At 62.4% G+C, this 21,502-nt stretch carries 20 protein-coding genes; 10 read left to right on the top strand and 10 right to left on the bottom strand.

What is annotated here, in order from left to right; translation table 11 throughout:
- The 6 genes from asnB to AC07O3_RS06985 are packed head-to-tail and all read left to right on the top strand — an operon-like array spanning position 1 to position 6,834.
- Complete coding sequence (asnB, locus tag AC07O3_RS07010) at positions 1-1,995, top strand: asparagine synthase (glutamine-hydrolyzing) (RefSeq protein WP_495338918.1); 1,995 nt, start codon at positions 1-3, stop codon at positions 1,993-1,995.
- Positions 1,992-3,110, top strand: a complete 1,119-nt coding sequence (locus AC07O3_RS07005; RefSeq protein ID WP_495338917.1) for a glycosyltransferase — start codon at positions 1,992-1,994, stop codon at positions 3,108-3,110. Before asnB ends, AC07O3_RS07005 begins: the two co-directional genes overlap by 4 nt.
- An 8-nt stretch (positions 3,111-3,118) precedes the next feature.
- Positions 3,119-4,342: a glycosyltransferase family 4 protein gene (locus AC07O3_RS07000; protein WP_495338916.1), complete on the top strand. Its 1,224-nt coding sequence runs from the start codon at positions 3,119-3,121 to the stop codon at positions 4,340-4,342.
- Positions 4,335-5,039: a class I SAM-dependent methyltransferase gene (locus tag AC07O3_RS06995; protein ID WP_495338915.1), complete on the top strand. Its 705-nt coding sequence runs from the start codon at positions 4,335-4,337 to the stop codon at positions 5,037-5,039. Before AC07O3_RS07000 ends, AC07O3_RS06995 begins: the two co-directional genes overlap by 8 nt.
- Before the next feature lie 8 nt (positions 5,040-5,047).
- The gene (locus tag AC07O3_RS06990; RefSeq protein ID WP_495338914.1) at positions 5,048-6,211 is read left to right on the top strand and encodes a DegT/DnrJ/EryC1/StrS family aminotransferase; all 1,164 of its coding nucleotides are present in this window, start codon (positions 5,048-5,050) and stop codon (positions 6,209-6,211) included.
- A gap of 5 nt (positions 6,212-6,216) precedes the next feature.
- Positions 6,217-6,834 carry a sugar transferase gene (locus AC07O3_RS06985; protein WP_495339008.1) on the top strand — a complete coding sequence of 206 codons (618 nt, stop codon included), beginning with the start codon at positions 6,217-6,219 and terminating at the stop codon, positions 6,832-6,834.
- A 61-nt stretch (positions 6,835-6,895) separates the two neighbouring features.
- Here the strand turns inward: AC07O3_RS06985 and AC07O3_RS06980 are convergent, their stop codons facing one another.
- The 6 genes from AC07O3_RS06980 to pilV are packed head-to-tail and all read right to left on the bottom strand — an operon-like array spanning position 6,896 to position 14,537.
- The gene (locus AC07O3_RS06980) at positions 6,896-7,474 is read right to left on the bottom strand and encodes a GspH/FimT family pseudopilin (RefSeq protein ID WP_495338913.1); all 579 of its coding nucleotides are present in this window, start codon (positions 7,472-7,474) and stop codon (positions 6,896-6,898) included.
- The gene (locus AC07O3_RS06975) at positions 7,471-7,953 is read right to left on the bottom strand and encodes a type IV pilin protein (protein WP_495339007.1); all 483 of its coding nucleotides are present in this window, start codon (positions 7,951-7,953) and stop codon (positions 7,471-7,473) included. Before AC07O3_RS06975 ends, AC07O3_RS06980 begins: the two co-directional genes overlap by 4 nt.
- A gap of 2 nt (positions 7,954-7,955) precedes the next feature.
- Positions 7,956-12,317, bottom strand: coding sequence for a pilus assembly protein (locus AC07O3_RS06970; RefSeq protein WP_495338912.1), 4,362 nt, complete (start codon positions 12,315-12,317; stop codon positions 7,956-7,958).
- A 15-nt stretch (positions 12,318-12,332) separates the two neighbouring features.
- Complete coding sequence (locus AC07O3_RS06965; protein ID WP_495338911.1) at positions 12,333-12,929, bottom strand: pilus assembly PilX family protein; 597 nt, start codon at positions 12,927-12,929, stop codon at positions 12,333-12,335.
- A gap of 1 nt (position 12,930) precedes the next feature.
- Complete coding sequence (locus AC07O3_RS06960; RefSeq protein WP_495338910.1) at positions 12,931-13,944, bottom strand: PilW family protein; 1,014 nt, start codon at positions 13,942-13,944, stop codon at positions 12,931-12,933.
- Positions 13,941-14,537 (bottom strand): type IV pilus modification protein PilV, encoded by a 597-nt coding sequence (pilV, locus tag AC07O3_RS06955; protein ID WP_495338909.1) that lies wholly within the window; start codon positions 14,535-14,537, stop codon positions 13,941-13,943. Before pilV ends, AC07O3_RS06960 begins: the two co-directional genes overlap by 4 nt.
- Positions 14,538-14,723: 186 nt before the next feature.
- On the opposite strand from pilV, the gene AC07O3_RS06950 reads away from it, so the two are divergent.
- The gene (locus AC07O3_RS06950; protein ID WP_495338908.1) at positions 14,724-16,370 is read left to right on the top strand and encodes a PglL family O-oligosaccharyltransferase; all 1,647 of its coding nucleotides are present in this window, start codon (positions 14,724-14,726) and stop codon (positions 16,368-16,370) included.
- Between the two features lie 8 nt (positions 16,371-16,378).
- Here the strand turns inward: AC07O3_RS06950 and moaC are convergent, their stop codons facing one another.
- A complete protein-coding gene (gene moaC, locus AC07O3_RS06945) occupies positions 16,379-16,861 on the bottom strand; it encodes a cyclic pyranopterin monophosphate synthase MoaC (protein ID WP_495338907.1) in 483 nt (160 codons plus the stop codon).
- A 53-nt stretch (positions 16,862-16,914) separates the two neighbouring features.
- On the opposite strand from moaC, the gene AC07O3_RS06940 reads away from it, so the two are divergent.
- Complete coding sequence (locus AC07O3_RS06940) at positions 16,915-18,480, top strand: M48 family metalloprotease (RefSeq protein WP_495338906.1); 1,566 nt, start codon at positions 16,915-16,917, stop codon at positions 18,478-18,480.
- A gap of 24 nt (positions 18,481-18,504) precedes the next feature.
- Here AC07O3_RS06940 and AC07O3_RS06935 read toward each other — a convergent pair whose 3' ends face one another.
- From AC07O3_RS06935 to AC07O3_RS06925, 3 genes are all read right to left on the bottom strand, one after another.
- Positions 18,505-18,858 (bottom strand): phage holin family protein, encoded by a 354-nt coding sequence (locus tag AC07O3_RS06935; protein ID WP_093055261.1) that lies wholly within the window; start codon positions 18,856-18,858, stop codon positions 18,505-18,507.
- 88 nt (positions 18,859-18,946) lie between these two features.
- The gene (locus tag AC07O3_RS06930; protein ID WP_093055263.1) at positions 18,947-19,411 is read right to left on the bottom strand and encodes a hypothetical protein; all 465 of its coding nucleotides are present in this window, start codon (positions 19,409-19,411) and stop codon (positions 18,947-18,949) included.
- Positions 19,412-19,481: 70 nt separating this feature from the next.
- Positions 19,482-20,231, bottom strand: a complete 750-nt coding sequence (locus tag AC07O3_RS06925) for a TerC family protein (RefSeq protein WP_093055265.1) — start codon at positions 20,229-20,231, stop codon at positions 19,482-19,484.
- A gap of 490 nt (positions 20,232-20,721) precedes the next feature.
- Between AC07O3_RS06925 and AC07O3_RS06920 the strand changes: the two genes are divergently transcribed.
- Entirely contained in the window at positions 20,722-21,192 is a 471-nt protein-coding gene (locus AC07O3_RS06920) for a DUF3717 domain-containing protein (protein ID WP_093055267.1), read from the top strand.
- Between the two features lie 2 nt (positions 21,193-21,194).
- Positions 21,195-21,500 (top strand): putative signal transducing protein, encoded by a 306-nt coding sequence (locus AC07O3_RS06915; RefSeq protein WP_093055269.1) that lies wholly within the window; start codon positions 21,195-21,197, stop codon positions 21,498-21,500.
- The last annotated feature ends 2 nt before the right edge of the window (positions 21,501-21,502 follow it).

The raw sequence follows: 21,502 nt of genomic DNA, 5'->3' as shown, positions 1-21,502 counted from the left end.
ATGTGCGGCATCGTTGTGGTCTTCACGCCTTCCCTGCCGACCCGTCTCGACGTTGTCCAGGCTATGTGCCGCACGATGCAACATCGTGGTCCGGATGACGAAGGGTATGTGATCGTCGACGGCGACAGTATGGTCACCTTCGGAGGATCCGACACACCCGAAAGCGTCATGGCAACACCCACCGCGTGGCAGCCCACCCAGCGGGTTGCACAGCAGGCTGGGCGCGAGGCCTCACTCCTTCTGGGACACCGGCGCTTGGCCATCGTTGATCTGTCACCGCTCGGGCATCAACCGATGCGACGCGGTCACCATCTCTGGGCGGTCTACAACGGGGAGATCTACAACCACATAGAGCTCCGAAAAGAGCTGGAGGGACTGGGTCATCGCTTCCAGTCTCACAGCGACACCGAAGTATTGCTTGCCGCATATGAGGAATGGGGAGCGCAGGCCCTGGAGCGCTTCAACGGCATGTGGGCGCTCGTGATCTACGATGCGCAGCGCCAGACTCTCTTCGTCTCTCGCGATCGCTTCGGCGTCAAGCCTCTGTATGTTTGGCGTGGACCAGGTGGCGCGCTGTTGCTCGCTTCGGAGATCAAGGCGCTGTTGGTACATCCGCTGGTCCGAGCTGCAGCGGCCATCGGGGTATGCATGGATTTCGTGCGTCGTGGTCCACAAAAATGGCGCGAGGAGACGGAGTTCGAGGGAATTCTTCGCTTCCCGGCGGGGCATTGGGCCGAACTCGATTTGCGGGAACCTCGAGAGCTCGAGCCGATACCGTTCTGGCGCTTTCCGGAGGTCTCGCCGGATGTGCAAAAACACGGATTCGACGCGAAACGCGCAGCTGCTCATGCGCAGCACTATGCCGAGCTCTTGGAGGACGCTGTTCGATTGCGCATGCGGGCTGACGTCCGAATCGGCACGGCCTTGTCTGGTGGATTGGACAGTTCTAGCATCGCGGTGCTCGTCAACAAGCTCTTGAGTGCGCAAGGAGTGGGCGCACGGCAAGAGGTCTTTTCGAGTGTCTATCGTGACCCGCTCTACAAAAGCGCCAACGAAAGCGAATTCATCGATCAGATTGCACAGCGGTTGAATGTACGCTCGAACCAGATCGAGCCGAGGCCGCTCGATGTTCCGCGAGCCCATGAACATATGTTGTGGGCTCTGGACACCCCTCCGGCGAATACATTGATGTCGAGCTGGCACACATTTCAGGCGGTCGCGAGTCGGCAGGTCGTTGTCACGCTTGATGGACAGGGCGCCGATGAACAGCTTGCCGGATACGCGCGTTACACGCGCAACTTGCTTGTCCATCAGCCGGCGGGCATGGCGCTTCGAGAGGCCTGGAGCATTGCAACTGGAATGAGTGGATTTGGATCGCACGTAGGCATCGGGTTGAGCGGACATGTCCTGCGACACGCTATTGGGGCGCGTGGGCTTGCGTACATGTGCACGCGATTGGGTATGGGCTCCGATCCATCGCTGACACTCGAGCAGGCGCTACGGCGCGATTTTCTCGGCAATCTGCAGAACCTCCTGCTCTATGCGGACAAGACTGGCATGGCTTGGTCTGTCGAGTCTCGTATGCCTTTCATGGACTATCGACTTGTCGAATTTCTGGCGCGCGTTGAGCCTGCATACAAACTGCATTTAGGCTGGACGAAGTGGTTGGCTCGCACTGCGATGCAATCCAAATTGCCTACCGATATCGTATGGAGAAAGGACAAGATGGGATGGCCAATACCAGAGCGCGAATGGTTTGGTGGACCACTGAAGTGCTGGATGCAGGACGCACTGAATGGGAGTGGCTTCGCGCGTGAGATTGCAGAAGGTATCGGATCTGAATGGCGTGCGCCCGAAAGCGAGCCCGCTGGTCTTGCACGACGTGTGCGACTTCTGAATCTGGCTGTCTGGCATCGTCTTTTTTTCGAAGAATCCGGACGGCCGGGACGAGCTTTGGGACGCCACATGAGTGCAACTCCGGAGAGATGCGCATGATTCAAGGCGCCTTGGTCGTTGCACATGTAACGACAGTGCATCCGCGCGATGACATCCGAATCTTTCGGAAAGAGTGCCTGTCGCTGGTCCAGGCAGGATACAAGGTCGTGCAGATAGTCGGCGATGGTCGAGGCGATGCCGTGGTCGACGACGTGCAAATCGTTGATATCGGCGCTGCCCCTCGGGGCAGGTTGGCACGAATGCGTATCCAGCCTCAACGCGCGCTCGAAGCCATCAGGCGCTTGCGGCCTGCACTGGTGCACTTCCATGATCCGGAGCTTCTGTCGATCGGCGGCCGACTCATGCGCGACGGTGTTCCGGTTATCTATGATGCACACGAGGATGTGCCGCGGCAGATTCTTACAAAACAGTGGATAGCGAGGCCGCTGCGCCTTCTAATCTCCAAGGCTTTTGAACTCTATGAAAATCTGCAGGTCGGTAAGCTTTCGGCCGTAGTGGCTGCCACGCCTCACATCGCGCGGCGCTTCGAATTTTTGACTACTCGTTGCGTCAACGTCAGCAATTTCCCTTTTCTGCATGAGCTGGCGCCCGCAGGGGCAGTATCAGTTCGTGGTCTCTGCGTTTGCTATGTCGGAGGCATCATGCGGACGCGCGGCGCACTTGAAATGATTCGCGCCCTACCTCTGGTACCTGAGGTTCGCTTGCTGCTGTGCGGACGCTTCGAGGATGAGCGGCTCGAAGCCGAGCTGCGTGCCGAACACGGCTGGGCGCAGGTCGATTTCTTTGGACAAGTCGGACGCGAGGAGGTGCGAGACGTGCTTGCACGTTCCTTTGCCGGGTTGGTAACGCTGCTTCCGATGCCGAGCTACCAAGACTCGCTACCGATCAAAATGTTCGAGTACATGTCAGCTGAACTTCCGGTGATTGCCTCGAATTTTCCGATTTGGCGAGAAATATTGGAACGGCACGAATGCGGGTTGTGCGTGGATCCTTCAGCCCCCGAGCAAATTGCCGATGCCATTCGATTGCTCGCATTTGCTCCTGCAAATGCGCAGGCCATGGGAATGCGCGGCAGGAGTGCCGTGCTGTCGACCTTCAATTGGCCGCAGGCGGAACGCGAGTTGCTCGGCCTGTATCGGACTCTCCTGGCATGAGACTCCTGTTGATCAATCACTATGCGGGCGGTCCGCGTCACGGCATGGAGTACCGACCGTACTATCTGGCGCGAGAGTGGGTCAGAGCCGGACATTCTGTTCAGATCGTCGCGGCCTCGCACTCGCACGTACGTCGCTTGCAGCCCGAGGTTCGAGGTGAACCCCTCGACGAGGTCATCGACGGTATTGTGTACCGTTGGATTCCGACGCCGGCGTACGTCGGAAACGGATTCGGTCGACTGCGCAATATCTGGGTCTTCCTTCGACGGCTATGGGTAGAGGCACCGAGCCTCGCGGCGGCGTTCCGGCCAGATATCGTGATTGCCTCCAGTACCTATCCAATGGACGTCTGGGTGGCGCGGAGAATAGCGCGTCTTTGCGGAGCCCGACTGGTCTATGAGGTACATGACCTCTGGCCTGCATCGTTGATCGAGCTTTCGGGCATGTCGGCGCTGCACCCGTTTGCGCTGATGTGCCAGAAAGCTGAGAAGGACGCTTATCGGGACGCCGATGCCGTCGTGTCGATGCTGCCTAAAGTAGCAGAGCACATGAAGGCTCACGGCCTTGACCTTCGTCGACTGCACGTAGTTCCGAACGGCATTGCTATCGAGGAATGGGACATTCCTGCTGTACCGCTCGCCCCAAAATTGACGATGTTTCTTGACCGTCTGCGGCGAGAAAAGAAGACGGTGGTGGGATATGCTGGCTCCCACGGATTGCCCAACGCGTTGGATTCGCTACTGGATGCCGCAGCTCTGGTGCGCGGCGAAGCGTTCGCGTTCGTTCTCGTGGGTGACGGTCATGAGCGACAAAGGCTGTCGGAGCGAGTACGTCGCGAAGGGCTGTCGAACGTCGCCCTTTTTCCGCCGATTCCCAAAGAGCAGATTCCCACGCTGCTCCAGCGCTTCGATATCGCCTATATCGGCTGGCTGCGCGTCTCGCTATATCGGTTCGGCATCGCCCCTAATAAACTGATGGACTACATGATGGCGGGGCGGGCCATCTTGCATTCAGTGGAGGCTGGCAACGATCCCGTGACAGACGCCGGCTGTGGATTGACGGTGGCACCTGAGTCGGCCACCGCTATTGCCGAGGGACTGAGGAAACTCGAAGCGTGTGGTGCTGGAGCGCGCAATGCGATGGGGATCCGGGGTCGAGAATTCGTCGTTGCAAGACACACTTACGACGTGCTCGCGCGACAATTTATCGAGGCGGTGAAACCCAATGGCTGACGATCGCGAACTGAGGTCTATTGCTCAACGATATGCACGTCGGGCATCTGCCGACCCTCGTTACAACCCGCTCAAGCCCGACGTCTGGCAAGCCTTGCAGGAGCGTCAGCGGGCAATGATCGCATTGTTCTTGAGCATTGGTTGGTTTGAACTCGGAAGCCGTCGGTTGATTGAGGTAGGCAGCGGTACTGGAGGTAACCTGCTCGAACTCTTGCGCCTGGGCTTCACTCCTCGAAACTTGGGCGGTGTCGAGCTGCTGCCAGAGCGCCACGCGCAGGCATGTCAGGTCTTGCCCCAAGACATCGCGCTCCACCTGGGCGACGCAACGCGGCTTCAGGTCGATTCTGGTTCGCAGGATGTTGTGATGGTTTCCACTGTTTTCTCCTCGCTCCTGGATGATGCATTCCAGCAGCATCTTGCAGAGACTATGTGGCGCTGGATCAAGCCGGGTGGTGGTGTGCTCTGGTACGACTTTACGGTCAACAATCCGCGCAATCCCGACGTTCGTGGCGTCCCGCTGAAACGCGTGCGAGCGCTGTTTCCGAGTGCGCGGATAAGAGCTCGGCGCGTCACCCTGGCGCCCCCCATTGCGCGCCGCGTTACGCAGCTGCATCCCTCTCTGTATACCTTGTTCAACACTATTCCGCTGTTGCGTACGCATGTGCTGGCATGGATCGCGAAGCCCCGTCCTGATTGACCACTACCATGTTGCAGCAACACCCCTTCCTGCCTTTCGCCCTGCCAGACACAGGTGAAGAAGAAATCGCCGAGGTTTCGAGTGCCATCCGGTCGGGCTGGGTCACCACGGGACCCAAGGCCAAGCGGTTCGAGCAAGATTTCGCCGCATTTCTCGGCGACCCTTCACTGCATTGCATGGCCGTAAATTCTGCGACGGCTGGGCTCCATCTCGCATTGGAAGCACTCGGCATCGGCCCTGGCGACGAAGTCATCACTACGACGCATACGTTCACAGCCACTGCAGAGGTGGTCCGCTATTTGGGCGCAGATGTGGTGCTGGTCGACATCGACCCCAACACACTGTGTATCGACGTACAGCAAGTAGAAGCGGCAATCACGCCGCGCACCAGGGCGATCATTCCGGTGCACTACGCCGGTCTTGCCTCCGATATGAGCGCATTGACAGCTGTCGCGCGCGTGAATGGGGTCAAGGTGGTGGAGGATGCCGCGCATGCACTCCCTACAACATCTGGCGGTCGTCTCGTTGGAACGCTCGACTCGGACTTCGCGGTCTTTAGTTTCTACGCGAACAAGACTATTTCGACCGGGGAGGGGGGCATGGTGGTTACGCGCGATGCAGCGCTGGCCGAGCGCGTCAAAGTCATGCGCCTGCATGGCATCAACCGCGATGCATTCGACCGGTTCCGCTCGACCACCCCTGCTTGGTATTACGAAGTCGTTGCCCCAGGATTCAAGTACAACCTGACTGACATTGCTGCAGCCATGGGATTGGCACAACTGCGCAAGTTGCCGCGCTTCCTGCAGCGTCGACAGCAGTTGGCCGGACGCTATCGCGCGCAGTTGGCGTCTTTGCCGCTGACCCTCGCACCCGAGCCTCCAGCCGGAGAGACGCACGCATGGCATCTCTACGTGATTCGCCTCGACGCAACAGCGCGCCTTGGACGCGATGCGTTGATCCAGGCGTTGTCTGACCGCGGCATCGGCACCAGCGTGCACTACATCCCACTGCATCGGCAACCTTATTGGCGCGATCGCTATGGCCTGAACGCCGAGATGTTTCCTCATTCGGACGCTGCCTATCAACGCATGTTGAGTATTCCTCTCTTCACTGCAATGAGCGATGCCGATCAGGATCGGGTCATCGCTGCATTGCACGAACTGCTGGGTTGAGTGCAATGGTCAAGCGGATGTTCGATGTGGTGGTGTCGCTTTGCGTGCTTACGCTGCTGTTCCCGCTCTTTGTTGTGGTGGCGGCTTGGATCAAGATCGACTCGCGCGGACCGGTGTTGTTTCGTCAACAGCGCGTGGGACGCTACGGCAAGCCTTTCGAGATTCTCAAATTCAGAACCATGCGAGTCAGCGCCCTCGCAGAAGGGCCGCAGATCACTGTGGGCAATGATCCTCGAATTACGCGGGCGGGCACATTCCTGCGGCGTTGCAAGCTGGACGAATTCCCGCAGTTCTTCAACGTCTTGTGTGGCGAGATGAGTGTCGTGGGACCCCGGCCCGAAGTGCCTAAGTATGTTGCGCTTTACTCGGCTGCACAGCGGGAGGCTATTTTGGGTTTGCGGCCAGGCATCACGGACACCGCATCCGTGGCCTTCAGGGACGAGTCGATTTTATTGGCGAGTGCAGACGATCCTGAGCACTTCTATACACAGATAGTGCTACCAGCAAAGCTCGAATATGCTGAACGATATGCCGTGACGCACAGCTTGGCTGGCGACATTCGCATCATGCTTTGCACAGTCTTCGCACTTTTCGTAAGACGACGTCGCACTTCGAATCAATGACGTGTGGCAGTGCCACGTCGCCTCAGCGCTCCAGCAACGGCGTTTCTTCGAAGAGCGACCGCTACTCGGCAGCCGAAGTCGTGCAAGTCGTATCCGTCGCCGGCTGGCAAGCTCGTGCACGACCCGTCTTCGCAATCACCACGATCCGCGTTTGATTCGTCTTTTCCGCACCCGAGATGTCATTGCGTTCGATCTTCAGCGTGGCGGACTGGAATGTCGAATCACTAGTCTGTGTGTAGCCCGAAGGATTGAACATGATGTATGCCGGGCTGTTCTGCGCAGTGCCTTGTCCCGTTGCGGTGAAGTAACTAGGCAGTGCGCCCTGCTGCGCGACAAGGATGTCCGGTCCATTGAATTGCTGGTTGTTGTCGGTGTCGACAAAGACGGTCCAGCCGGTTGCCCAATTGTTGTCCGCGCGAGGCACAACAACCGCTTGCCGGCCGCGCTTCATTGCCTCTCCCCGCGCGGCACCCAGCGCCGCAACGAAAGAATTGGCCGCCGACGTGAGCTCCGAATTTCGCTGAAAGGCGACAAAACTCGGCACGCCAATTACCAGTAGTACTGCCGCAATGGCGATCGTGACCATCAACTCGATGAGAGTGAAGCCCCCAATTCGATCTGAAAATTGGCGGGGGCTCATGGCCAGCAAAGCCTGAAGTTCGAACTTGAAGCTGTGCCAGAGCAGGTCTTGACGCCGGTGCTGGTCAGGCTCAAGGCCCCAACGGTAGCGTCTCGACCTGTTGGCGTCGGCGTGGCTGTGAGCTTGACACACTCGGTGATCAATTGAGTGCTCGAGCAAGTATCTGCGGAGAGCCAGTAAGCCGTACCCGAAGAGTTGTCCCCCGAGTAGACCTTGAAAGTGCTTGCAGCAGCAGCCGGGACGGTAGTTCCCGCCGAATTGCTGAAGGCAAGGTAAGTGTTGCGCTGCGTCATATACCGCTCCTGCTGTTGCATGAGCTCCAGCAGCGCAGTACGTGCCTGTGCCCGCTTGCCCTTCAGCACTGAGTCGGTGTACGCCGGATAAGCAATAGCCCCAAGGATCCCAATAATAGCCACGACGATCATCAACTCGATCAGCGTGAAGCCACGCATGGAGGCGCGTTTCTTTATGTTGGTCATATTCACGATCCGCGCTTCAGGTCCAGGTAGTTATTGATCTGCCGCCAGTTCAGCCGTCCGGCGGTAATGATGACACTCGTCTGTCCGGTGTTCCCCGTACCACCCGCGGCATTGCCGACACCGCCAGAGCCTTGTGCAATCGTCTGGCTGGTGATCTTCTTCTTGCGCCGGCCGGTGCTGTCGCTGATGCTTTCGACCGTGGAGGCTACCTCGATCACCAAGGGCTGCCCCATGATGCCGACAGTCGATGCCCGTCGGGTTCCTATGCCGGTGTCCACGTCGACGATGTACGAATTGCCGCTGCCCCCGCTTACGCCGCAGGTGGTCGAGTTGCCCGAGGTGCCCGGAATCAGGCTGCCGAATATCAGCGTGCTGCCATTCAGCAATGCCCCGCTCACCTGGCGTTCGGTGCTGGCGTAATCCATGTACCAGCCGGAACTCACGGTCGATGATGTGGTGAGGTCGCTCGTGGCACGACCCCAGGTGAAGCTGGGCACGGTAATCGCGCCTGTAGAGTCGATCGTGGCAGCTCTCAGCCGTGCGCGCCCGCTGATGGCCCCGGCACCGTTCGGCGTTGCATCGGCGACGGTCGTTCCGTCGTCGTACACCACGTAGAACGAGTTCTGCGCCGTCGACGAGCGGTCGTCCACTTCCAGGTATTTGCCGGTGCCGAAAGCCACCTGGATGGCATTGATGTTGTTCGTCGCCGCCACCAGCGTGGGAGCCATGCTGATGGGTTGCACGTTGCCGGCACCGTCCTTGGCAACGTAGAGCGGGTAGGGCGCGTTGTTGCTGGCCTTCTTGAAGGCCGACAGGTTCGCCATGTTCCACTCGGAGGTGCCGTGGCTGCGGAAGTCGAGCTTCCACATGTTGCCGTGCAGATCGCCCGCAAAGATCTGGGCCACCTCGCGGTTGCCGCCTGTGGCAATGGCCGCCTTGAAGTTGAGCACGCCAGTGGCCTTGGTCACGGCCAGCGTGGCGTCGAAGGGCAGTTCCACCTTGTAGTAGTTGGTGCCAAGGGTCCATGCCGCCTCGGGCGCCTTCGAAAGGTCGAGCAGGAACAGTGCAGGGTTCCCGGAACTGTAATTGTTGGCCGAATTGACCTTGGTGTAGTTGTTGACGCCGCTGGCCACCACTGCAAACCACTTGTAGGTGGCGGTCGTGGCTGTCGGCGCGCTGGTACGCATCTTCAGAATCTGCGGCTGACCGACGACGAAGCCCATGTCGACGTCATCGTCCTGCGTGAACTCCCACATCACGTTCGAAGCCGAGAACGACGAGGGGTTGGTCACGTCGAGGGCGAACACGCCGCGCCCGCCTGCACCGGTGCCCGAGACGAGCACCGTCTTCCAGTCGGCAGAGGTGCCGGCGGAACCCACCTGCGCTTCCGCCACCACGGGCGGGCCGTCGACGTAGCTTTGGTGGTTGGACACATAGCTCGAGTCGGTGAGCGCGCCCAGCTTGGGCGTCATCCAGCTCGGGATGTAGCCGAACAGTTCATCACCGGTACCGGCATTGAAGGCGTGCAGCATGCCGTCGTTGGCGCCCACAAACACGGCTGCAGTACGGCTGAGGTTGGCCGTCCTGAAGGCGGCATAGGTGCTGGAGTTGATGTTGTTGGCAGGCGCACCGGAATACACGACGCCTGAATTGATGATGTCGCCCAGCAGCTTGTTGTTGCGGCGGCGGAACGGCGAGCCTTCCCGCGCGTTGCTGCCGCGCAGAAAGCTCACGCGGTCGGAGCCCAGCGAGTCGGCCGTGGCCGAGGGAATGATCTTGTTCAGGTCGGCTTGTTGCGCGGTGGTCAGGGAGCTCCACAGGAAAGTGCTGGCCTTTGGCACCGCATTGCCCGGGCGCCCGATGACGATGTTGCGCGAGGTTGCAGGCGCGGACAGCAAGGCCATCCGAGCCGAGGCTGACCAGATGGGGGTCGGTGAAATGCTGGCGGTGCCGTTGCTGATGGAGATCGATTGGGCAAGCAGGTCGCCGCTCCAGTCGCTGGTGTCGAAAGCGCCCTGGTAGACCGAGTTGTCCGTTTGCAGCGACTTCGATTGCACCGCACTGCCGGCAATGCTGCGTGCGGAAGTCGAGGCGCGGCTGAAGATGCTGTCGAAGGCACTCAGCACGCTTCGCGCACTGCTCTGCAAGTAGTAGGTGCTGGCCTCGCCGGGGCGAGCACTGTCTTGCCAGACGTTGTCATCGACCGTGGTGTCCTGGCGCCTGAAGGGGTTGCCGAAGGTGTTGTAGGGCTTGCTGCCGGTGTTGGACGGATCCGATTCGAAACCGCCGTACTTCGCCGAGGTGAAGAACTGGTTTCTGTTGCGGCGGGTAGTTGCGTTGTTCTGGTCGCCGTACTCGTTCACGTCGAAGAAGAAGCTCTTCACACGCAGGCCAGGGCGCTGTTTGGCAGTCTGGGTGGTCCAGTCGGTGCCGCGAATGTCGTGTGTGTGGGCCCAGTATGAGTAGCCGATGATCGCCTCGCCGCGAGGGTTGCTGTTGGGGCTGGCGTTTCCGGTGGTGTGCTGTTGTGTGCCCTGTCCATCGAGATAAGTGGTGTCCACACCCTTCTCGAAATTCTTGACCACGTTCGTCCATGCGGTGAGGTTGGGAATGTTCCCTGCTACGTCAGTGGTTGGATAGCGGCTGCCGTCGTGGGTGTTGATGTCGCCGATGACCACGATGTTGCTCTTGAGGCACGAGTAATTGCTTGTGCTGGTACGGCCATCCCCGTATGGGTCGGTCCAGGTGGTGAACACCGGGTATCCGTCGTACATGCTCGTCGTCATGTTGCTGACCGCGATGTCGCTCGGCTGCAGGCCCTGCAGATAGCGCAGCGATTCGTAGTAGAGCTCGCTGACCGGGTCGTATTGTTTGTAGCGTCCCGCCACCGGGCCGGTGCGGCCGAACTTGTTTAGATAGTTGATGACACCGCTGACCCCGAAGTTGGCGTTGGTGCCCGACAGCGCGCTGCTGTCGGGGTTGGTGGCGAACACGCCTGTCGTGGCGTTCCACTCGGCCGCCGCATTGCCGCCGCTGGGTGTGTTGTCGATGCCGTTGGTGTCGTAGGTCTTGGCGCCGACGTACTTCATGGGGGCGCGCAGCACGCCACCGTATCGCCCGCCGTCGGCACTGTTCGTCTGGTCCATCAGGTAGCCGAAGGCAGACAGGCGCAACTGGTCACTGTACTTCTGCACGGTGCCGGTCGGCTTGTAGTTGCCGCTCGGGTACTTGGTGCAGAAGGTGTAGTCGCGGCTATCGGCCAAGTTGCCAGCGGCATCCTTGTCGCAGACCTTGACGCGGGAGTAGAAGAAGCCGTCGCTGTTGAGGCCGTCAGTTGGCCGGGGAGTGGTGTTGGAGGCAATCGAGTAGCAGGCCTTGACCGTGCCCTGCGCCGGATCGGTGAACACGGCGTTGGTGCAGGCAGCGCTGTTCGTGAACTGGCCAACCATCCAGCTCGTGCCGGCGCCGTACCAGATTTCCCTTGAGCTTCTGTTGAACCTGCAGGTGTCGCCTTCGTCGACACATTTGACGGCCGCAGCCGGCTTGTTGCCGCTGAAGGCGAACGGCGCCGTCCCTGTCGAGTTGGTGCTCAGGCTGTAGCTTCCCGGAGAAGTGCAACTGCCGCCCCTGGCCGTGCCGAAGTAGATCCGGTTGAGGGTGTTTGCCACCCAGATGTCGTTGGTCCCGGCCGCTGTGATCATGCGTTGCGGCACTGCGCCCCAATACCGACCTGTACCACCGCCATCCCGCGTCAGTTGCTTGGCTGGAAAGTTGGTCGAATTCCACATGCAGATCGGGTCGCCGTTCGGAAGCACCGCGCGCTGCAGGATGGTCAGGTCGGTCGTGTCGATGTAACGGTCGCCGCCCGACAGTGCAAGCCGCAGCATGTCGATGGCCGAGCTGCTGGCCCAGTTCAGGAAGTTGCCGCTGAAGCCGTCATCGCACATGCGGTCTGTTCGCGTGTTCGTCAGGATGCGGTCGAAGCGCTTGTAGTCGGAGGCCGAGAGGCCGGTGGCAGGTGTCTCAGTGGGCGCGTTGTTGTACGAATAGCAGGCGTAGGCGTCGTAGTAGCCGATGTACTCGGTGAGGTTGCTGTACGTGTTGTCTGTGTCACCGCTCGGCGTGTACTGCGCGCCTACGGTCGGGTACTCCACCGACAGCGCCAGCGCCAGCGCCGGCTTGTCGCCGGATGTGGTGGCATAGAGCGGGTCGCTGGCCAGCGCGACGGGCTTGATGTTGGGGGCCGTGCTGGAGATGCTCGCAAAAGACAGCGCGAGCGTTGCGGCCACCAGCGGAAAGGCTAGCCAGGCCAGCGTGCGCGGTCGTGCAAACCAGGGCCGTGCGTTGGAATTGGACGTTTTCATGAAAGGCGGCTCGTTTCAGTCGCGGTAGATGATTTGGACGACACCCTGGATGTCGTCCCGCGGACCGAAGCCCATGGCCGTCACGCGGTAGATGTAGCTGGTTGTCGAGCCCGAGATGTCGCGGTTGGCCGGATCTTCGATCGGCTCGATCACGTAGCGCGGCGCCTTGGCGGGCTGGATGCCGGTCGCGCCGGCCGGAAAGGTGCGGCCCGTGAAGTCGCCATAGGCAGCTGTCTTGGCGCTCGTCGTTGCGGTGAAGTCGACGGTCAGCCATGCAGGCTTGCCTGCCGTTTCCAGTGTGCACAAGCCCTTGCTGTTGCCGGAGTCGCCGCATCCGCTGACGAAGGCGTTGGTGTTGGCCATGTTGGTGAACACGGCTCGCCGGCTGGAGGCAACCGGGCCGTGAATGTCGAATTCGGCGTCCATCAGTGCTGCTTCGGCCGACTGCCAGGCCACCTGCATATCTCGGTCATTCCGGGAACTGCGTTCACCCATGGTCGCGATCTGTGCCGCGCCCACGCCAAGGATCGAGACAATCACCAGCAGCAGCAGCACGATGATCAGAGACACGCCGCGCTGGCCTGCGGGACGTTGGGAGAGTGTGTGTTGCATGTCAGAGCCCCTGGTCGTTGCGCAGGTGGATCGTGAAGGTCAGGGTCTGGCGCAGTCGCCCGTCCGGCGTGGGCTGGAAGACAGTGCCAACGTCGTCATCGGAGGCGAAGGCGCTGCCGACCGAGCCGGTCGCGCTGCTCTTGGTCGGGCCGAACGGGTAGAAGGTTTGCGCCTGCGAATCCTGGGCGGCGCCCCGGGCGCTTCGCAGAACCATGCCGATGCGTACGCTGCGCACCCGGCGCCAGTTTGCGTTGGTAGCGGCGCTGTTGCCGGTCACCGTTATCTGGTTCGCGCGCAAGTATGCGTTTGGCACGTTGGGGGAGGGTGCGTTCGCCGCTGGCGCTGCTCCGGCCGTGACCCCATCGACGCCGTACAGCACCTGGAAATTCTCGACGCCCTGCACGATGGGGCTGGACAGCCACGAGCTCGTCGCGGTGTCGTAGTAGGTGCACATGAGCGAGGGCTCGCCCTGGTTGATGCCCACCGAGAAGACGCTGGCCAGGAGCGTGTCGCGCGCGGCGGTAGTGTTGATGTCCGCGACGGTTGCCTGCGCGTTGCCGGCACAGTCGATCATGGTCTTGTCTGCATCCGTGGAGCCGACCACCATGGTGTGGGCCTGTGCAGACTGATAGCGCAGTATCAGCACGTCGCTGCCAGTTCCTGCTTCGGTGGAGGGCCGTGTGGTAGACGTCGTTAGCGGATTGGTCAGGTTCACCTTGGCGCTGTTGAACCCCATGATGCTCGGCGCTGGATCGGTCGCGGTCGGCTGGCGGGTTGTTGCCGCGAAGAACACGTCCCTGTAGCCGGTCTGCACGCCGATGCGCTGGATCATGTCAGCAGCAAACCTGCCGTTGTCGCGCAGTTGCGAGGCCGCATCGACAGTGGTGAACCCCCGGCGCGCGACTGTCAGGGCAGAGACGGCCGCCAGCACCACCACCAGGCCCACCGCCATTGCGACAAGCAGTTCGATCAGGGTCAGGCCGCGGATGGCGCGGCTGCGTGAAATGACGATCACAGGGTGCTCCCCGGCGTGACCGGCAGGACGATGGACGGCTGGGCCGCCTGATTGACCGTCGTGTCACCTGTCTTCGTTGACGGACGGCTCCAGCCGATCTTGACGAGGATCGGGTCGCTGGTGTTGGTCGAGGTGCATGTCCAGACGGCGGTGCCGTCCGAGCCGAAAGGCGCGCTGTCACGACAGATGTTGATTCGCGCGCCTGGCAGCGCATCGTTCACCCGTGCCAGCCAGTCGGTGAGTTCGGCTTGCGCGACGGCAGCCTTGTCGGTGCCGCAGTTCTGGCCGATCGACAGGCAATACGACGCGGTTGGAGGAGTCAAGGGACTCGACAGATCTCCAATCAGGTAAGGATTGTTGGTGGCGAGCAGTGCTTGATCCTTGTTGCCCCGCATCATCTCTGCGAGTTCGCGAGCCAGCACTACGGCCGTCGATTGAAGCCGCGCGTCGCGGTTGGCTTGCAACGATGCCGCCTGCAGGCCGACCATGCCGAGCAGCCCGAACGACAGGACGACGATGGACACCAATACTTCGATCAGAGTGAAGCCAGTGGCGCGGCGGGCGTTTCGGACCTGACGGATTGCGGAGTTCATCGAAACAATGCGTGGAGTCGGCAAATTGTGAGAAAAAGTGCCTGAATGTGGCTGAATGTGAATGGCGATGATGCCGGAGGCGGTTTGCGGAGCGCGTGCCGCTCGTCGGGCGAGGGCAACCGTTCGGAAATATTTGTTGTTGGATCGTCAAAAGCCCGCGAACCCCGGCATTGCACAATTCCGCCGATGCCCTCCCTCAGCTCGGCGCTGATCGCCCTCCCTTTTTTGTTTCCCTGGGTGGCCGGTCCGTCAGTCAATGTCTGGCAGTTGCTTTGCGCGTGGGCCTGCCTCGCGTTCCTGTTGCTGCTGAGCGACGCCGGCGCAATGGGGCCGAGTCGCCGTGTTCTGTGCTGGCTGGCGCTCTGTGCGGGTTGCATCGCGCTGTTTCGCGGCGATGCATGGGGTTACTGGCTGCCCGCCTGCGCCGCGGTGGCGGTTGTTGCGGCGGCGACGCTGGTGGGCGCTCGCATGTCGAGTGCCGCCCGGGGCGCTGCCGTCCTGGCCTGGGGAGTCCTCGCTGCGGGCCTCGTCAGTGCCGTGCTTGGCCTTCTGCAGTACTACGGCCTTGCCGAATGGCTTGTCCCCTGGACCAGCTCCCCCGCCGTTGGCCAGGCCTACGGCAACCTCCGCCAGCGCAACCAGTTCGCCACGCTGATCAGCATGGCCTGGGTTGCGGCGCTATGGCTCTACGCCATGCATCCATCGGTGCGCGCACGGCGCGGGATGATGGCCGCGGCGCTGCTGCTCCTTGTTGCCGCGGCTGCTTCGACATCCCGCACGGGGTTGCTGCAACTGTTGGCCATTGTTGGCGTGGCGAGTTTCATCGCCTGGCGGGAGCGTCGGGGCTGGTGCGTCGAAGAAACCGGGGCGCGGTTGCGGCTGCCCTCGCCACTGCTCTTGTTGGCGACCATCCCGCTCTACTTCGCCATCGCCTGGGCATTGCCTCAGCTGGTCGGAGGCGGCAGCGGCGGCGTCGAAAGCATGCTCCAGCGCTTGCATACCGGCGCCCCCGACGACCACAGCCGGCTGATCCTGTGGCACAACGTGCTCACGCTGATCGCAGAGCGTCCCTGGACCGGCTGGGGCTGGGGTGAACTCAGCTTTGCGCACTACAGCACCCGGTACGACGGTGCCCGGTTCGTCGAGATACTGGACAACGCGCACAACCTCCCGCTGCATCTGGCAGTGGAGCTGGGCATTCCCGCAGCCGTGCTGATCTGCGGTGGCTTTCTCTGGATGGTGCTCGCCGCGCGGCCTTGGCGCGAGCGCGATCCCACTCGCCTGATGGCGTGGGGCATGCTCGGTGCGATCGTGTTGCACAGCCTGCTCGAGTACCCGCTCTGGTATGGACCGTTTCAGCTGGCTTTCGGCGTTTGCCTCGGCATGCTCTGGCCGGCCAGGCGCGGTCTTGCGATCCGGCCAGCGCTGTCATCCATCGCGGCTGGCGCCCTGCTGTTGATTGTCGGATGCGCGAGCTGGGACTACGTCCGTGTCAGTCAGATCTATCTCCCGCGCGACGAACGGCTTCCGGCTTACGAGGAAGACACGCTCGCCAAGGTGAGAGGAACGTGGCTGTTTGCGCGCCAGGCGGAGTTTGCGGAGCTGACGCTGACCACCGTAACGCCTGCCAACGCCGCAGCGATGCATGCGCTCGCGCAGCGCGTGATTCATTTTTCACCTGAGCCACGCGTCATCGTCAAATTGATCGAAAGCGCTGAATTGCTCGGCTTCGAAGACGAGGCCAGGGCGCAGGCGGAACGCTTCAGGGACGCGTTCCCGTCGGATTTCGCCCGTTGGATGAGAGAGGATGCCGGCGAAGGCCCCGCTCCCTAGCAGTGCGATTACGGCGCCACCCAACTCCCCGACTTCCCCCCATGCTTCTCCAACACATGCACATCGGTGATCCGCATCCCCCGGTCCACCGCCTTGCACATGTCGTAGATCGTCAATAGCGCCACCTGCACCGCCGTCAAAGCCTCCATCTCCACCCCCGTCGGCCCGACAGTCTCGACGGTCGTCGTGCAGACCACTTGCGGCACGCTCCCCGCGTCGGCAAGCGCAAACGCCACAGCCACCCGCGTCAACGCCAACGGATGACACAGCGGAATCAGATCGCTGGTCTTCTTCGCCGCCTGAATGCCAGCGATTCGCGCGATGCCCAGCACGTCGCCCTTCTTCGCCGTCCCCGACTCGATCAGCGCCAGCGTAGCCGCCTGCATCTCGATGCGGCCCGTGGCCACGGCCACGCGGTGGGTTGCGGGCTTGCCGGCCACGTCGACCATGTGGGCCTGGCCCTGGGCGTCAAAATGGGTGAGAGTGCTCATGGTGAACGTTCGTTTTGAAGATGCATCATACGAGCCCGAGCCACAGACGAGGAATGCCGCGCTTGACTCTCCATCGCCCCACGAAAAGCCTGCCGATGCCTGCCTTGCGGTCGTTGTGCGCTACTTTTTTAATAGCCTCCCAGGTGCTGCTGCCGGTGCCCGCGCTGGCGCAGATGCAGCAGATCCTGCCCGGCATGGGCGATGGCGGCGAGATGACCGCCAGCGCCGAGCGCCACCTCGGCGACCAGATCGCCCGTGAGCTGTACCGCGACACGGACTACATCGACGACCCGGTGATCGCCGCCTACGTGCAGGACATCTGGCAGCGCCTGCTGGCGGCCGCCCGCGCGCGCGGCGAGCTCACGCCCGAGCTCGACGAGCGCTTCGCCTGGACGATCCTGCTGGGCCGGGACCGCAACATCAATGCCTTCGCGTTGCCCGGCGGCTACCTGGGACTCAACCTCGGCCTGGTGGCGGTGGTCGGCAGCCGCGACGAGCTGGCCACGGTGCTCGGGCACGAGCTCTCGCACGTCACGCAGCGCCACATCTCGCGCATCATGAGCAAGCAGGGCAAGCAGATGCCATTGATGATCGCGGGCCTGATCCTCGGGATGATCGCGGCCGGCAAGAGCCGCAACGGCGACGCAGGCCAGGCCGTGATCATGGGCAGCCAGGCGCTGTTCATGCAGAACCAGCTGAGTTTTTCGCGCGACATGGAGCGCGAGGCCGATCGCATCGGCTTCGGCGTGATGACGCAGGCGGGCTTCGCGCCGCAGGGCGCGGCCGCGATGTTCGAGAAGCTGCAGTACGCCTCGCGCCTCAACGACAACGGCTCGTACCCCTACCTGCGCAGCCACCCGCTGACCACCGAGCGTATCTCCGACATGCAGGGCCGCTTCCAGTTCCGCATGGACGCGGCGCCGCCGGTTCCGCTGGCAATGGACCACGCGATGATCGCTGCGCGCGCACGCGTGCTGACGCGCCCGGGCGTCGACGTGCTGCGGCTCTGGATCGAATCGGCCTCCAGCGGTGAGTTCGCGAAAAGCTCGCCGGCACAGCAGGCCGGCACGCTGTACGCGGCGGCGATGTCGGCCAAGGAAATGCGCGACTACAAGAGCGCGCGCACGCTGGTCGAACGACTGGTCGTGCGCACGGCGGAAGACCCGGCTGCGGCGAAGCAGGCGCGTTGGCTCAACGCGGAGATCGAGCTCGCCGCAGGCGCCGCGCCCAAGGCGGCTGCGCTGCTCGATGCCAAGTCGAAGGAGCGGCCCGAGATGATGCTCGCTGCCGAAGCCGCCACGGCGATGCGCCAGCCCGCGCCGATGATCCCTGTCTTGCGCGACTGGGTCGCCGCGAACCCGCGCGACGCGACGGCGTGGCGCACGCTGGCCAATCTCTATGGCGCCCAGAACGACACGCTGCGTGCGGTGCGCGCCGACGCCGAGGCGAACGTGGCGATCCTCGACTACCCGGCCGCGCGCGACCGTTTCAAGGCTGCACAGGAACTCATCCGCCAGTCCAAGGTGGTCGACCACTACGAGGCGTCGATCATCGACACCCGTGCGCGGGCCGTGGAGGCGTTGGTGAAAGAGCAGGCCGCGGAGCCGCCGCTGAAGTGACGTAGCGCGGCAGCCGCTGCAGATTCAGCGCTTGGACAGCAGCCCGCCCAGCGCGGACTCGATCAGCAACCCCAGCAGCGAATACAGCAGCGAGCCGATCAGCGCGGCCAGGAAGCCGCTGACGTGAAAGCCGCTCAGCAGCCCCGACGCGGCCCAGAACAGCAGCGCGTTGATGATGAACAGGAACAGCCCGAGCGTGACGATGGTGACCGGCAGCGTCAGCACCACCAGCACCGGCCGCACGACCATGTTGAGCAGGCCGATCACCGCGGCCGCGATCAGCGCGGAGCCGAAGCTGTTGACCTGGACACCGCTGTAGAGATAGGCAACCGCCAGCAGCGCCACGGCGCTGAGCAGCCATTTGATGATGATGCGCATAGGGCGCTCAGGATACCCCAGGGCCCACAAAACAACGAGCCCCGGTGCGTTGCCGCACCGGGGCTCGTCCAGAGAGACTCGTCCTGCCTTACTCGGCCAGTTCGTTCGCCAGCACCAGCAGCGCGCCCATGCCCATCACTGCGCCGGGAAAGGCCCAGCCCGATTGATGGGCCGGTGTCTGGTCGGGCGTTACCGGCTCCAGGTCGACGCCGATCTTCGGGCGGCGTGCATCGACCACGTGAACGGCCGAGTGCTCGCGCTTGAGCTGTGCCGTCAGTTCGGTCAGCGGGCCCTTGGCCAGCACCGGGGTCACCTGGCCGCCATTGCGCTCCAGCAGCGGCAGCATCTGCGCCTGCACCTTGCTGAACCACTTGGCGCGCCAGTTCTCGCGCGCGCTGTGGCTCACCCACTTGCTGATGCGATGCGTCATGCGCGGCGCGCAGGCCACGAGCACCCAATGGCGCGCCACGACGGTGCTCGCGTCCGGAGCAAGTTCGGCGAACTGCTCACAGGCGTAGGTGACGTCGTCGACATAAAGAATGATCTTTTCCATGGCGTGCTCCTTCAGGTAGTTAGAGTGAGAGACGAGGTGGGACAGGAAGTTTCTCGAAAGCGACGCCGGCTCAGCCGGTCGTCACCGCCTGTTCTTCAGGCTTGTTGCGGGCGTGGCGCGCAGCCACCCACTTGCCGATTGCCAGCACCAGCAGCGCACCGGCGATACCGGCGGCGTACTTGACCACGTCGGTCTGCGGCACCTTCGGCACCCAGGTCCAGGCGGCGGCGTTTGCCAGTGCGGGGTCGGACACGGCCATCGTGCCGGCGATCCAGCCGAGCAGCATGCCGCCCAGCGTGATGATCATCGGGAAGCGGTCCATCAGCTTGATGACCAGTTGGCTGCCCCAGACGATGATCGGGATGCTCACGAGCAGGCCGAAGATCACGAGCGGCATCTGGTGGCCGTCGCCCGCGCCTTGCGCGGCACCGGCAATGGCGATCACGTTGTCGACGCTCATCACGAGGTCGGCCACGATCACGGTCTTGACCGCGCCCCACAGCTTGTCGCTGCCGGTGATGTTGCCATGCGCGTCGTCGTGTTCAGGGGCCAGCAGCTTGACGCCGATCCACAGCAGCAGGATTGCGCCCACCAGCTTCAGGAACGGAATGGCCAGCAGCGTGAGCGCAAAGAAGATCAGGATGACGCGCAGGATGATGGCGCCCGCTGTACCCCAAAGAATGCCCTTGGTGCGTTGGGCTGGCGGCAGCTTGCGGCAGGCCAGCGCGATCACGACGGCGTTGTCGCCGCCCAGCAGGATGTCGATCATGATGATCTGACCGACCGCGACCCAGAACTCCGGGGTCATGAACATTTCCATAGATTCCTCTTTTGTCTTTGCGCCCCAGCCTCTCCCTTCAGGGGCGACGACGGAAGGCGCATGCCGATGCGTTTCGATTCATCCCGTGCGGGAAGGTCGAAAGCGAGGAATGAAGTCCGGGGGGGACACCGGGAGCTTGCGAACGCTTCGACCAAACCTGCACAGGTTCAAATCGAAGGTCTCGCTCGACAGCGCCCGCGCGAGTGCGCGTACGTTGTCCGGCAGGCCGGAAGTGTTTTGCTTCGTATTGACGACCTGACGATTCGCGCTGCCGTGGACAGCGGTCGGGAGCTACTCCCCTTCGTGGGGCGGATTAGAGCATCGAAGCTCCCGGCGCTGCAATCGAAAGTTTCCACGGGCTTAAAGAGAACGCCTTGGAAATACTGATGGATAGGGCGTTTGACGCTCTGCTTTTCATAGCAATCTTGTCCCTTCGGCGTTTCGGGACATTGCCGGACTATGATCGCCGTCCGCTGCTTTTTCACGTTCCATGGCCGCCATACACATCACCGACATCGAGGCCGCCATCAACCACTGGCGCGAGAAGACGCCGTCGCCCGACGGGGTCACGCTTGGCCCCGAATTGCGCGCGCTGGCCGAGGTCTACGCGCTCATGGTTTTTCACCACGAGGACGAAGTCGACGAGGTCGGCTTTCCGCCCAAGGCCTGGGCCGCCTGGATGGCCTGGTACGAGAGCACGCCCGACACGCCCTGCATCGCGATCTGCTCCACCAGCCAGGGCGACGACGAATGCAAGGGCTGCGGCCGTACCTTCGACGAGGTGCAGTTCTGGCCTGGCATGACACCCGTCGAGAAGCGCGCCACGTGGCGCCGCATCACGATGGAAGACTCGGCCTGGCGCTTCAACCGCTATGCCGAACGGGCACGCGAGGCGGAACCGCCGCCGTCCGCAGCCGAGCCTGAGCTCGATCCCGACGACGAGAAAAACTGGGCCCCCTGACCATGCGCCGCCTCGCGCAAGCCCCCAACCTCGCGATCGCGACCGTGTGGGTGCACGCGCTGCGCGAAGAGGGCGTGGCCGCCACCGTGCAGCGCGAATTCCTCGGCGCGGTGATGGGCCAGCTGCCGCCCGACCAGTGCCTGCCCGAGATCTGGATCGACGACGAGGCCCAGTTCGATCTGGCCAGGAGGCTGTTGCACGAGCTGCAGCACCGCCCGCAGCGCAGCTGGCTGTGCGTGTGCGGCGAGCAGGTCGAAGGCGGCTTCGAGCAGTGCTGGCAGTGTGGCGAGATGATGCCGGCCGCCTAGCC

This window comes from Variovorax sp. GW821-FHT09D05 (assembly GCF_059416325.1).
This window is presented reverse-complemented; position numbering and strand designations above follow the sequence as displayed.

Bases quoted from the DNA above. Each gene is read 5' to 3' on its own strand.
- asnB (WP_495338918.1), top strand. From the start codon at position 1: ATGTGCGGCATCGTTGTGGTCTTCACGCCTTCCCTGCCGACCCGTCTC.
- AC07O3_RS07005 (WP_495338917.1), top strand. From the start codon at position 1,992: ATGATTCAAGGCGCCTTGGTCGTTGCACATGTAACGACAGTGCATCCG.
- AC07O3_RS06995 (WP_495338915.1), top strand. From the start codon at position 4,335: ATGGCTGACGATCGCGAACTGAGGTCTATTGCTCAACGATATGCACGT.
- AC07O3_RS06990 (WP_495338914.1), top strand. From the start codon at position 5,048: ATGTTGCAGCAACACCCCTTCCTGCCTTTCGCCCTGCCAGACACAGGT.
- AC07O3_RS06985 (WP_495339008.1), top strand. From the start codon at position 6,217: ATGGTCAAGCGGATGTTCGATGTGGTGGTGTCGCTTTGCGTGCTTACG.
- AC07O3_RS06980 (WP_495338913.1), bottom strand. From the start codon at position 7,474: ATGAGCCCCCGCCAATTTTCAGATCGAATTGGGGGCTTCACTCTCATC.
- AC07O3_RS06975 (WP_495339007.1), bottom strand. From the start codon at position 7,953: ATGACCAACATAAAGAAACGCGCCTCCATGCGTGGCTTCACGCTGATC.
- AC07O3_RS06970 (WP_495338912.1), bottom strand. From the start codon at position 12,317: ATGAAAACGTCCAATTCCAACGCACGGCCCTGGTTTGCACGACCGCGC.
- AC07O3_RS06965 (WP_495338911.1), bottom strand. From the start codon at position 12,929: ATGCAACACACACTCTCCCAACGTCCCGCAGGCCAGCGCGGCGTGTCT.
- pilV (WP_495338909.1), bottom strand. From the start codon at position 14,537: ATGAACTCCGCAATCCGTCAGGTCCGAAACGCCCGCCGCGCCACTGGC.
- AC07O3_RS06950 (WP_495338908.1), top strand. From the start codon at position 14,724: ATGCCCTCCCTCAGCTCGGCGCTGATCGCCCTCCCTTTTTTGTTTCCC.
- moaC (WP_495338907.1), bottom strand. From the start codon at position 16,861: ATGAGCACTCTCACCCATTTTGACGCCCAGGGCCAGGCCCACATGGTC.
- AC07O3_RS06940 (WP_495338906.1), top strand. From the start codon at position 16,915: ATGCCGCGCTTGACTCTCCATCGCCCCACGAAAAGCCTGCCGATGCCT.
- AC07O3_RS06935 (WP_093055261.1), bottom strand. From the start codon at position 18,858: ATGCGCATCATCATCAAATGGCTGCTCAGCGCCGTGGCGCTGCTGGCG.
- AC07O3_RS06930 (WP_093055263.1), bottom strand. From the start codon at position 19,411: ATGGAAAAGATCATTCTTTATGTCGACGACGTCACCTACGCCTGTGAG.
- AC07O3_RS06925 (WP_093055265.1), bottom strand. From the start codon at position 20,231: ATGGAAATGTTCATGACCCCGGAGTTCTGGGTCGCGGTCGGTCAGATC.
- AC07O3_RS06920 (WP_093055267.1), top strand. From the start codon at position 20,722: ATGGCCGCCATACACATCACCGACATCGAGGCCGCCATCAACCACTGG.
- AC07O3_RS06915 (WP_093055269.1), top strand. From the start codon at position 21,195: ATGCGCCGCCTCGCGCAAGCCCCCAACCTCGCGATCGCGACCGTGTGG.